The sequence below is a fragment of the Streptomyces sp. NPDC043896 genome, assembly GCF_056435605.1.
This window is the reverse complement of record NZ_JBWKEE010000002.1, coordinates 413,127-424,692: the sequence shown is the minus strand read 5'-3', so window position 1 is coordinate 424,692 and position 11,566 is coordinate 413,127. Positions and strand designations below refer to the sequence as shown.

At 70.5% G+C, this 11,566-nt stretch carries 9 protein-coding genes; all 9 read right to left on the bottom strand.

Annotation, left to right across the window (positions count from 1 at the left end; all coding sequences use genetic code 11):
- Positions 1 to 5: 5 nt before the first annotated feature.
- On the bottom strand, positions 6 to 842 hold the full coding sequence (locus AC069X_RS04580; protein WP_478725009.1) for an aminotransferase class IV: 837 nt from the start codon (positions 840 to 842) through the stop codon (positions 6 to 8).
- Positions 839 to 1,726 (bottom strand): phytanoyl-CoA dioxygenase family protein, encoded by an 888-nt coding sequence (locus AC069X_RS04575; protein ID WP_478725007.1) that lies wholly within the window; start codon positions 1,724 to 1,726, stop codon positions 839 to 841. The genes AC069X_RS04580 and AC069X_RS04575 overlap by 4 nt, the downstream gene beginning before the upstream one ends.
- Positions 1,727 to 1,743: 17 nt before the next feature.
- Entirely contained in the window at positions 1,744 to 2,703 is a 960-nt protein-coding gene (locus AC069X_RS04570; RefSeq protein ID WP_478725006.1) for a hypothetical protein, read from the bottom strand.
- The gene (locus AC069X_RS04565; protein WP_478725004.1) at positions 2,700 to 6,023 is read right to left on the bottom strand and encodes an ATP-binding cassette domain-containing protein; all 3,324 of its coding nucleotides are present in this window, start codon (positions 6,021 to 6,023) and stop codon (positions 2,700 to 2,702) included. Before AC069X_RS04565 ends, AC069X_RS04570 begins: the two co-directional genes overlap by 4 nt.
- Positions 6,020 to 7,072: a cupin domain-containing protein gene (locus AC069X_RS04560; protein ID WP_478725002.1), complete on the bottom strand. Its 1,053-nt coding sequence runs from the start codon at positions 7,070 to 7,072 to the stop codon at positions 6,020 to 6,022. Before AC069X_RS04560 ends, AC069X_RS04565 begins: the two co-directional genes overlap by 4 nt.
- A 199-nt stretch (positions 7,073 to 7,271) precedes the next feature.
- Positions 7,272 to 8,423, bottom strand: a complete 1,152-nt coding sequence (locus AC069X_RS04555; protein WP_478725000.1) for an ATP-grasp domain-containing protein — start codon at positions 8,421 to 8,423, stop codon at positions 7,272 to 7,274.
- A 155-nt stretch (positions 8,424 to 8,578) separates the two neighbouring features.
- The gene (locus AC069X_RS04550) at positions 8,579 to 9,778 is read right to left on the bottom strand and encodes an ATP-grasp domain-containing protein (protein ID WP_478724998.1); all 1,200 of its coding nucleotides are present in this window, start codon (positions 9,776 to 9,778) and stop codon (positions 8,579 to 8,581) included.
- A gap of 53 nt (positions 9,779 to 9,831) precedes the next feature.
- Complete coding sequence (locus AC069X_RS04545; protein WP_478724996.1) at positions 9,832 to 10,782, bottom strand: cupin-like domain-containing protein; 951 nt, start codon at positions 10,780 to 10,782, stop codon at positions 9,832 to 9,834.
- Positions 10,779 to 11,564, bottom strand: a complete 786-nt coding sequence (locus tag AC069X_RS04540) for an alpha/beta hydrolase (RefSeq protein WP_478724994.1) — start codon at positions 11,562 to 11,564, stop codon at positions 10,779 to 10,781. The genes AC069X_RS04545 and AC069X_RS04540 overlap by 4 nt, the downstream gene beginning before the upstream one ends.
- Positions 11,565 to 11,566: the final 2 nt, after the last annotated feature.

Sequence of the window (11,566 nt, the reverse complement as noted above, 5' to 3'; positions counted from 1 at the left end):
GGACATCAGGAGGAACGGACGAGCTTCCCGTACGCGTGCACGATCTCGGCCACCAGCGGTGATCCGGGGAAGCGGATGCCGTCGACCGCCTCGACCTCGGCGATCTCGATGGCGGTGCCGCACAGGAACGCGCTGTCGAAACCGGCGAGTTCGTCATAGTGGACGTCGCGTTCCTGCACCGTGCGTCCGGGCAGCAGCTCGTCGATGACGGTCCGTCGGGTGATGCCGTCCAGGGCCAGCTCGGTGGTGGGGGTCACCACGACGTCACCGGCCACGAAGAAGACGTTGGAGCCGCTCGACTCGCACACCCGGTCCTCGGTCGACAGGAACAGCACGTCGTCGGCGTCGGCGGGCTTGTTCCGGTAGCTCAGATAGCTGAGGGCGTACGTCGACGACGTCTTGGCCTGGTACGGATGGCAGGCGGCCGGCGGCCGGCGCCACTCGGCGGTGGCCAGCCGGTACCGCCGGCCGGCGCCCTGCGAGGGGAACGGCAGGGCGAACACGGCGGTCCTGCTGGCACATCCCCGCCCCATGAAGCTCACGTCGGCGTCGTCGTAGTGGACGAGGATCTTCAGGTAGGCGTCCGTGAGCCCGTTCATCTCCAGCAACCGGTGGCACACTTCGGCGAGTTCCTCGTCGGAGTGGCCGATCGTGTGCCCGAACAGGTCCGCGGAGCGGCGCAGCCGCCACAGGTGCTCCGGGAGCTTGAACACGGAACCGCCGTAGCTGCGGATCCCCTCGTAGACCGAGGTGGCGTACGACAGCGAATGGGTCTGCGCGGACACGGTGACCTCGTCGGTCCGCGTGAAGGAACCGTCCTGCCAGGCGATCAACCCGCTCACGCCCGCACCGCCGTACGCGCGGTGTCGGCGCAGTAGAACTCGCCCCGGATCAGGCTCTCGCCGTCGTAGCTGTTGGGGGCGGTACCGTTGGCGTCGAGCTCGGCCATGATGGCGTCGTAGGCGGCGAGCGGGATGATCCGGAAGTCCATGCTGACCCGGGTGCTGTCACTGGTGTTCTCGGCGGTGCCGTGGAGGGTGCGGGGGTCGAACAGCAGGCACTGGCCGTACCGCATGTTGACCGGCATGGTGTCGGCCCGGATCGCGGCCAGCTTCTCGGGGTGTTCCCGCATGTACTCGAAGAACAGGGGCCGGCTGCTCTTGTAGTCCGCGTAGGCGAAGTCGTGGTGGTCGATGAACTCGCCCAGCGTCGTCAGGCTGGTCTCCTTGGAGCACACGCTCAGCGCTCCGGTCTCCTTGACGTCGCAGAACGGGAGCCAGCAGTTCACCTGCTGGAAGTAGTCACCCAGCATGGTGTCCGAGTGGTGCGAGAAGATCTCGCCGTCGGACAGCCGGAAGCGGTCGTCGAACCGGTTCGGTATGTGGAAGCGGACGAGCGGGTTGTTCTCGAAGACGAAGTCGAACCCGAGGTGGTCGCTGAGCCAGCCGACGAAGCGGTGGTACTCCGCGACCATCGGCGCGCCCAGCTCCTGGATCGGGTGGGTCCAGTGACCCGAGTCCTCGGAGTTCTCGGTGATCTTGGACGCCTCGACGTACTTGTGCATCTTGTCCAGCCGGAAGTCGGCCGGGAAGCCGTAGCGCTCCATCAGCGTGCTGCGCAGGACCTCGCTCAGCGCGAACGACGACGCCGGGTAGCTGACGGCCGACGCCTCTCCGAATATCGGGTGGTCGGCGTCCAGGAGCTGCTTCAGATCGAAAAGGGACATGACTGTCTTCTCCTCCTTCAGGTGGCGACCGCCGCGGCGAATCGCTCCATCGCCGCGCGTCGTTGTGTGTTGACCGGGACGAGCACGTTCACCAGGTCGGCCACGTGGTTGGCGCCCAGCCGGCGCTTGGCCTGCACCGCGCCCCGGCCGAGGCAGTGCGTGGTGAATCCGAGTTCGTCGGCGAACTTGTACAGCTGGTAGTAGTCGGTGATGTAGAGGTTGAGCCCGGGTTCCCGCAGGCTTTCGTCCTGGCCCTGCACCAACTGCGCGAAGACCCCGTTCCGGTCGTCCGCGTAGCTGAGGGACCCGTAGAGCGCGGCGCCGTCGTCGCGCCGGCGGTTCAGCTTCAGGTGGTAGTGCCGGCCGGCCGGCGACGCCGCGAGCCCGCGCAGGATCTCGGCGGTGTAGAGGTTCCTGGAGTGCCCGTACTTCGCCACGTTGTTCGCCTGGAGCCGGGCGAAGTCGTCGAGCGGGCCGGGGCGGTCGGCCAGGTCGGACAGGCGGTGGAAGACCGTGTCGTACAGGCGCTCGGCCTTCCTCGTCCGCCGGGCGATGTCCTTGTACTGCCCGTTGCCGACGGCCGAGCGCAGGGACCGGTCCAGGTCTCCCTCCACCCGGAAGTACGCGACCGGCATGAACCCCACGGCCACGTGGTCGAGGCCGAGGGCGGACGACGGGACGCCGCGGACCGATGGCAGGAGCAGCCAGTCGGCGTCCCCCGCCCAGGCCAGCAGCCGCGCGAGCCCGGCCTCGTCCGGTTCCTCGGACACCGGCAGGTAGAAGTAGCCCGGTGCCAGGTGCGCGGTCTCGTCGTGCACCGGGTCGCCGGCCCGCCCGGCACCGTCCATGACCGCCGCCCAGTGGGCGATCTCCCGCAGCCGCAGGGTCGGCGCCGCGACGCCGTGGCTGGCGCAGAACGCCGCGCGCTGTGCCTCCCACGGGGCGGACTGCGCGGCCCCGGCCTCGACCGTGGTCACCGGTCGCTCCGTTCTGCGGCGACCAGGCGCCGCTCGCTGGTGAAGTGGAACCGTCGCGTGGCCAGCGCGGCCAGCTTCCGGTTGTGGGTGATGACGAAGAACAGCGTCCCGGGGGCCTCGGCGAGCAGGGTGGCCATCAGGGCGACCTCCTCGTCCGTACCGAGTTCCGACGTGGCCTCGTCCAAGATCGCGATCGCGGGCCGGGACGACAGCACCCCGAGCAGCGCGAGTCGCTGCTGCTCCGACTTGCTCAGTCCGCTCAGGCCGGTGACCGGCGCCGTCGCGGAGAACCCGCCGGGCAGCCGCCCGACGACGTCCGACAGGCCGAGCCGCCCGGCCAGCCGCTCCAGTTCCGCCGGGTCCGCCCCGCCGAAGTGGTCCGCCAGCGGCCCGGGCCGGAAGACCGGGGCGGCCGTCAGGAACTGGATCTCGCCTCGGTGCGGGCCCGCCAGGTAGCTGCCCGCGGAGCCCAGGGTCGTCACCGTGCCGCCGGCCGGGCGCAGGTGACCGATCACCAGATTCGCGAAGGTCGACTTGCCGATGCCGCTCGGTCCCGTGATCACCACGACGTCCCCGGAGTCGAAGGACTCGCTGAAGTCCTCCAGCAGGGCGATGCCGTCGCGCCGGTTCGCGTACGTCACGGCCTGGAACGACACCAGCGTCGCCCCGTCGGGCCGCGGGGCCTGGACGGGGACGTCCGCCGGAGCGGGGGGCAGGGCCAGCCGGTCGGCACTGTCCAGGACCTGCCGCAGCTCGATCGCGCAGCGCCCCAGCCGGCCGAAGATCGCTATCAGGCTGTAGCACAGGCCGACCCCGAGGATCATGCCGGCGCTCACCGGTCCCAGCCGGTGCGCCCACACCGACGCGGCGACGACCACGGCCATGAAGGTCAGGCCGAGCAGGTCCAGCTTGTAGCTGAACCACCTGCGCGCCGCGGCGTTGTCGAGCGTGGCGAAGGCCCGCTCCGCCACGCCGGGGCTCAGCCAGTCGAACATCGCCCGGGCGCCGTCCGTGGTGGCCTCGAACCGCCCGCCGTCCCGGTCGAGCGCGTTGACCTGCTCGAACAGGGCCGCTGTGGCGCTCACTTCACGGGTGTTGAACGCCCCCAGGACCTCACCGGACCGCTTGGCTCCGTGGAGGTAGACGGCCAGGATGACGGCCATCGCCGCCAGGACCACCGGGCTGCTCACCACCACGTACAGGATGGTCGCCGTCAGCATGGCCGCGGCGCTGAGGGTCTCCAGCAGCAGCGAGGGCAGGGTTTCGTCCACCCGGCGCTGATCCCAGGTGATCTTGCCGTGCCGGTCCTGTGCGATGCGCTCGCGGTAGGCGGCGTCGTGGCGCGGGTTCATCAGACCGGCCAGGTAGCCCACGCAGTGGGCCGAGGCCGCGGCGATGGTGCGCATCGTCAGCAGCAGCGTCCCGCTGATCGACAGCAGCGCGCCCCCGCCGATGGCGAGCGCCAGCCAGAGCGCCGCCGTACGGATGTCCGCGGCCAGCAGGCCGCCCGCCACCACGTAGTCGCCGACGATGGTGAGCGCTTCGCGGCCGGCCAGCAGGACGAGGGCGATCAGGGAGATCCGCCCGATGCCGAACCGGCGCAGGCTCCGCACGGTCGAGGGCCGGCGGCTCGCTGCGGGGGCCGGGGAGGCGGCCACCGGGGCCGGTACCGCCTCCTCCACCGGTGGCGGCGTGACGGGGGGCGCCGCCTTCGGGCCGGTGCCGGTCCGGGTCTCCACCTTCACCACGGTGCGGTCGGCGACCACCCAGACCTCGTCCGCGGCCTCCCGCTCGTCCGCGCGGTCGGTGACGTAGACGACGGTGGTGTCCTTCCACGGCCCGCTGAGCAGAGCGGCCAGGAGGCCGTCGGCCAGCGCGTCGTCGAGCCCGGAGGTGGGCTGGTCGACGAGCACCGGGGCCGGGCGGGCGAGGAGTGCCCGGGCCAGCTCGATCCGCTTGCCCTGACCGCGCGACACGCCCCAGTCCCGGGGCGGCTCGCCGGTCCGGTGGCCGGCGAGGAACTCCGCCGGCAGCCGGCAGGCCGTCAGCGCGGAGCGCACCTCCTCGTCGGTGCGGTCCCGCCGGTGGAGCGTCAGGTTCTCCCGCGGGCCGCCGGGGACCGTCCAGGGTTCGTCGGGGACGAACAGCGCGCCGTCGAGGCCGGCCGTCCGGCCCACGGCCCTGAGCACCGTCGTCTTGCCGCTGCCGGCCGCGCCGACGATGGCGATGTGGCGGCCCGCGGCCACCGGCGGCAGGGACGGGAGGCCGGGCGTGCCGGACTCCTGTGCCAGGTGCCGGGCCACGGCACGGTGTCCGGAGACTCCGCGCGCGATGTCCTGCACCAGGTCCGGAAGGGCGTTGGCCGCGGATCGGAGACCGCCTACGACCGCGATCGAGGCGAGTACACCGGTGACGTCCACGTGCCCGCGAACGGCCAGCTGCGTCAGTGCCGCCCCGAGCAGGGCGATGAGCGGTGTCATCGTGGCCAGGAGGCCGATCGGTGCCATCAGACGGGCCGCGCCCTTGAGGGAGCGCTCCTCGTCGGCGCGGCGGTGGGCGTACCGCCGTGCGAGGTCGTCGGTCCAGCCGTGCAGCCAGGCGGTCACCGTGTTGTCGACGGCGAAGGTCCCGGCCTCGACGCGGCGGGCCGATCCGGCGGACAGCTCGTCGTACGTCGTGTTCAGACGCTTGGCGATGCCGTAGACCATGACCGCGCTGAGCAGGGTGATCACCAGTGCGGTGATTCCGGCGACCCCGAGGGCCACCAGGAAGAACGTCATCGAATAGGCGACGGTGACCAGGACCAGGGCGACCATCACCAGGCTGGCCCAGGCGGCCTCCACCCGCGCGGCCTCGCGTTCGAGCGGGACCGTCAGGTTCTTTCCGCGTACCTTGCCGCGCAGCAGGATGCGGTTCTCCACGTAGACCCGTGCGCCGACCGCGACGACCTCGGCCAGGAAGGTCGTGTGATTGAGGGCCAGCCAGGCGACGAGGGTCAGCAGGACGCAGACGGAGCCGGAGGCCAGCAGTGACGACAGCTGTGCCGAGTCGTCCGTCAGCCGGTGCAGCAGCGTCCGGAGGGCGGAGGCCGCCCCGTACGCCGCCGCCCCGTTGACGGTGGCCGCGAGCAGCCCGAGGAGCAGGTCGCGGCGGACGACCCGGAAGACGGCCCGGTGGAGCGAGCGCCCGGCGGTGCCGGAGCGCTCGTCCCTGCAGGCCCCGTCGTACCACTGCTGCCACCTGGCGGCGTACCTGAGCTGAGCGTCCTCGCCCGGCCTGGGCACCGGGAACCAGAACAGCCGGGCGAGTGGCCGCATCATCGAGCGATGGCCTCGACGGGCTCGGTGGTCGCGAAGACGGCGATCCGGTCGCACAGCAGGGTGATCATCCGCCAGCCCTCACGGAGGCTCTCCCGCAGCTCCGCCGCGTCCGCGGGGCCCGCTCCGCGCAGCAGGTCGAGCCCGAGGAGGACGTGGTCACCGTCGTCCTCGCCGTGGTCCCGGAAGTGCGGGAGGTCCTCGAAGACGCGGGCCGCCTCGCGGTGCCAGACCTCACCGCTGGCCTCCAGCACGAGGTGCATCAGCAGCGTGCGCACCATGTCGTTGCGGCGCAGCATCTCGGACTTGAACCACTGCATGGCCGCGTCGAACTCCGCGTCCGAGACCGGCTTCTGGGTTCCGTCGCGCTGCTCGCGCAGGTTGTTGTTGTGCCCCAGCTCCTCGCGCAGGTGGTCCAGCGCCACCTCCTTGTGCGCCGGGTCCTCGCTCATGGCGACGCGGAGGTGCAGCAGGTCCTGGAACACGTCCGACCAGGCCTGCTGGCAGTCCAGCAGCCGGTCGAGGACGTCGGCGTCCTTGATGGCGGGCTCGTCCAGCAGGCGCAGCAGGGTGCTGTTGCGGAACTGCTCGACGTACGCCTCGTTGGCCGCGAGGAGTTCGTCCACCAGCACCGGCTGCTCGCCGGCGCCGAGGAAGGCGGCGTTCGGGTGCTCGGGGTCCTCGTAGAGGGCCTGGCCGTTGAACTGGATCGACAGGGCCCAGTAGCCGTCGCCGGTGCCGCGGAAGCCGTGCGGGACGTGGCTCGGCACCATGATGATGTCGCCCGGAACCACGTCCTGTTCGACGGCGCCCATGGTCTGTCCGGTGCCCTCGCAGACCAGGATCAGGCTCGCCTCCGGGTGCTCGTGGACCGCGAGCTCCTCGCCGGCCTCCAGCCGTACCCAGCTCATCGCCAGGTTGTTGGCGTCCGGGATGAACTTCGCCAGGTCGGGCTCCTTGGCGAACATCTTGACCACGCCGAGGCTGTGGACGACGCCGTCGACCTCCACCTCGCTGAGGGTCTCCATGTCGTTCCTGGAAATGATCTTCACCGCTGTCTCCCATTTCGTTGGTCGCAGAAGCCTTCACGGGGGCGTCGGGGCGCGTCGGCGCAGCACCGGGAGGGGTGCGCCGGCGCGGAGCACCCGTGAAGGAGGACGCGGTCTCGCGTCATCGTGTGTTTTCTCCGGTCGACGGACCGGGGAGGATCCGGCCGGACGGGAGGTATTCCGCGTCCGGGCAGTGGTTCCTCTAGAGGAATTCGTTCCCCAGGTATGCGACGGCCTTGTCGAACGCGGCCCGGTCCCGGGCGGCGAATACGACCCAGCCGATCTTGTCGTCATTGACGACCGGGCCGTGGCGCTCGGGGGCCGCGGCACCGATGTGCAGCCGGTGGATGTCGACGTCTCCCAGGTTCGCCCGCAGGACGTCCGGGTCGACCGGCTCGTAGAACTGGTGGGACGAGGCGAACTCGTAATCGCCCTGTGCGCTCGCGGGCTCCGGCTCGCCCGCGAAGAAGCGGACGGTCTCCCGGATCATACTCACACCGGTGGTCAGTTCCGCCAGGAGCCCGACATAGTCACCGCCGACCCGGTTGTTGATCTCGATCAGCCGAATACGGTCCCCGTCGAGCTTCAGCTCGATATGGCACGGGCCGTGTTCGTGACCGATGAGGGTGAGCAGGCCGGAACAGAATTCGGCCAGCCTCTCCCTGGTCCCGGAATTCACGACGTCCGGGGTGACCATGTGCCTGGCCTCCGCGAGTGTGCCGCGGTAGAGCGTCTTGTCCGTGACCGCGAGAAGCCGGTGCCGCCCGTCGATCGTCAGCGTTTCGACGCTGACCTCACGGCCGGGGAGGTACTCCTCGGCCAGCATCGAGAACGGTCCGCCGCCCAGCGCCGTGACCGCCGCGGCGAGGTCGCCCTCGTCGCGGATCACGAACACGTCCTCGCTGCCCGAGCCCGCGGGGGGCTTCAGGACGAGGCCGGCCGGATTCTCGCGCAGGAATTCCCGGACGTCCGCCGCATTCCCGCACGGAGCACTGGCGACGGCGAACTCGGTGCCGCGCAAATGGTCGCGCATCAGGGATTTGTCCACGCACAGCCGACAACTGGACTCGGATATTCCGGGCAGGCCGTGACGGCCTGCCGCGACGGCGGCCGGGAGCAGACCGTCTTCGGTGAAGGAAAAGACATGGTCCACGCGCTTGTCCGCCAGAATCGCACCGACCGCGTCGACGACGGTTTCCACTCCCAGGTCGTCCACCGGGCGAATGTCATCGGTCAGGGTGCGCAGATTGGGCCCGATCGCATCCGCGAGTTGCACGACACTGAAGGTCAGCGGCAGATCGGCACAGTGCGTGAACGTCTCATCGTGCCCACCGATCAGCACGATGTTCTTCATGAGTGGTACCCCTTCGAAGCGAGCGCACGATATGACACTGGTGGTGTTTTCTCGTCCGCCCGATGTGCAATGACCTGCCTGTTTGCCGGTCAAAGTTGATCTTATGCATTTCCGGAAGCAGTTGTCACTGCTTTCCGGAAATTTTCGGAAAGAAATTACTGCGCCGGTTCGGTCTTGACCCGTACCAGGTCGCGCGCCCGCTCGGCGTTGGCCACGGCCCGGTCGGTGTCCTCCCCGGTGCACAGCACGTAGCCCTGGCGGGCCGTGGAGGAGGTGAGGGCGCCGAGCTCCCGGCCGGCCTCCAGCTCACACTGGAGCCTGACCACGCCGGGGGCGTTCCCGGCCTCCGTGACGCCGTCCACGCCGACGACGCGCACGTCCTCGTAGGAGAAGAACCGGATCGCGGCCGCGGCCGCCCTCGGCGTGCGCGGCGGACGGGGCAGCCCGAGCAGCGTGGTGAAGGTCTCGGCCATCAGGTCGACCCCGCTCACCATCTCGCACATCTCCCAGATCTGGTCACCGCCGACCCTCGTCTGCGCCTCGATGAGCCGGGGACCGTCGGCGGTGAGCCGCAGCTCGGTGTGGACCGGGCCGTCCTTCTGCCCGATGAGCGTCAGGAACTCCGTCACGCACTCCTCGACGGCGGCGCGGGTCGCGTCGTCGAGCCGGGCGGGCACCTGGTGCCCGGTCTCCACGAAGCGCGGCATCGGGGTGATCACCTTCTCGGTGACGGCGGCGATCTCGTGCCGGCCGCCCACGGAGAAGGACTCGACGCTGAACTCGGGACCGGTCAGGAACTCCTCCACGAGGACGGGGCCGTCGGTGGCCCGCCGGGTCCACTCCCAGCGCTCGGCGAGCTCCTCCTCCGTCTCCGCCAGGAACACGCCCTCGCTGAGCCCGCCGTCACGGGGCTTGAGCACGACCGGCACCTCGCCCAGCTCCCGCATGAAGCTCAGGGCCTCGTCGGGCGTGCCGCACAGGCGGTGCCGGACGGGGCTCAGTCCGTGCCGGTCCAGCAGCTCCCGGGTCCTGGTCTTGTCCCGGGTCAGTTCCACCGCCGTCAGGTTGTCCCCCGGGATGCCCAGCTCGCGGGCGCAGCGCGAGGCCGGGTACAGGCCGTACTCGGTGAAGGAGGCCACCGCGTCGAAGGGGTCGACCGAGTGCCAGGCCCTCGCGACCGCCAGGACCTCGTCGAGGTTCCGGTAGTCCAGGACGGCGTAGTGGGAGGCGTTCGCGAACTGCCTCTCGCTGACGCGTTCCGGGATCTGCATCATGGAGTAGCGCACGCCGAGCTTCTCCAGCTTGTCCAGTTCGCTGCCCGGTCCTCCGACCAGCAGTACGTGCTTCCGTGCCATTTCCGTTGTTCCCCTCAAGGCTTGACGACTGCCGGCCGGATCGCCTCGTCCGGCTACGGACGCAGCCTGGCCAGGTCGATGTTCATGCGGTTCGCCCAGGCGCGGCTGCGCATCAGCACCACGTCGACGAGCTCGGGGTGCGTCCGCCGGACCTCGTCCGGGTTGAGGGCCAGGGCGAGCAGCTCGCCCATGCGCTGGCGGATGTGCGTCCGCAGGTTCGCCTCGTCGAGGCACTTGCGGCCCAGCCCGATCGAGTTGCTGAGCAGCTCGATGCGGTGGTACCAGTTCGCCGGCAGGTAGAGCACGTCACCGGGCTTCATCGTGAACCGCATCAGCTCGGTGCGCGGCGACTCGCACAGCGCCTGCCAGTCCTCCTCCGTGTCGGCGAGGACCTCCGCCCCGGGGGCCATGACGTACCAGAGCTTCTCGCCGACGATCTGCGCGTGCATCACGTCGACCGAGTACGAGTCCTGGTGGAGACGGGTCACACCGCCGCGCTGGCCCAGCCACAGCTGGTGGTTGGTCGACGCCGTCTCCCCGTACAGGTCGCGGCGGAAGTCGTACTGCGCGATGTCCATCTCCGGCATGTCGCCGGCCAGTTCGGGAGCGGTGGTCTGGTAGTACCACTCCTGGAGGTAGATGGGGGCCGCGTCGTCGCGCTCGCCCTCCTTCAGCATCGCCACGAACTCCGCGACGGTCGCCTCGCGGGCCGCCTTGGTGTTGTAGCTGTCCACGATCACGCGGACGTCGCCGCAGCGCTCGGCGAGGTGGTCGAACGACCACGTCCGCACCGAGGGCCAGTCCTCGACGAAGCCCTCCAGCACCACCGGACGCTGCTCGTGCCGGTACTCGCGCTCGAACTCCTCCAGCGTGAGCCCCTTGCGGCGCTCGAGCTCCGGCGCGTTCTTGACCGCCTCGCTGAGCGGACCGGAGTGGAAGGCCCGTTCCACGGCCGCGAGGCTCTCCAGGTCGTGCCGTCGCAGCATGTTCGGCTCGTTGCTCATTCGGTGTCCCCCTCTTCGTTGGCGAGCCGGCCGCCCGGCTCATGGGTGCTGCCGGTCACCACGCCGCGCAGCGCTTCCAGTACTTCGGCCTTCACCGCGTCCTGCCCCGGGAGCCACCGGTGGATGAAGTGGTCGCAGTCGAGCCAGATCACCCGGCGCGAGCGGGCCTTCGCGGCGTGCGCGAGGTAGCCGTCGACCGTCGCAGCGGACACCACCTGGTCCTGGCGGGCGCCGATGATCAGCAGGTCGCCGTCGAACTCCCCGATGCCGGCGTAGGCGGGAGAGTCGGCGTGGGCACCGGGACGGGTGCCGTCGCCGAAGGCGTCGTCGGCGGCGTCCGCCGGGTAGGCGGCCGGGCAGAAGAGCACGAGGGCGCGCGGTCTCAGCTGCGGGACGGCCCACGCGGCGAGGTGCCCGCCCATGCTCGTGCCGATGAGCACCGGGCGCCGTACGCCGTCCAGCAGGCCGGCCGCGGCCAGCGACTCCTCCTTGCGCCGGCGGAGCGTGGCCTGCGCCATCACTCCGGTGCTGTCGCCGTTGCCCGAGAACTCGAAGGTCAGCGACGCGTGCCCGTGTGCCGCCAGGTCGTCGAGCAGGTAGCGGACGCCGTGCCGGGTCGCCGTGGTTCCGAGGCCGTGCAGGTGGACCACGTCGGGCGCGGCGCCGCCGGCGGTGTGGACGGTGGTGGCGGCGAGCCGGTGCCCGCCGGCGTCGAAGAAGAAGTCCTCGGTCGCCGGGACGGCGCCGCCGGCGTCAGGCGCCGGATCGTGGATGACGGCCATGG

Coding starts and splice junctions, on each gene's coding strand:
- AC069X_RS04575 (WP_478725007.1), bottom strand. CDS start 1,726: ATGTCCCTTTTCGATCTGAAGCAGCTCCTGGACGCCGACCACCCGATA.
- AC069X_RS04565 (WP_478725004.1), bottom strand. CDS start 6,023: ATGATGCGGCCACTCGCCCGGCTGTTCTGGTTCCCGGTGCCCAGGCCG.
- AC069X_RS04555 (WP_478725000.1), bottom strand. CDS start 8,423: ATGAAGAACATCGTGCTGATCGGTGGGCACGATGAGACGTTCACGCAC.
- AC069X_RS04550 (WP_478724998.1), bottom strand. CDS start 9,778: ATGGCACGGAAGCACGTACTGCTGGTCGGAGGACCGGGCAGCGAACTG.
- AC069X_RS04545 (WP_478724996.1), bottom strand. CDS start 10,782: ATGAGCAACGAGCCGAACATGCTGCGACGGCACGACCTGGAGAGCCTC.
- AC069X_RS04540 (WP_478724994.1), bottom strand. CDS start 11,564: ATGGCCGTCATCCACGATCCGGCGCCTGACGCCGGCGGCGCCGTCCCG.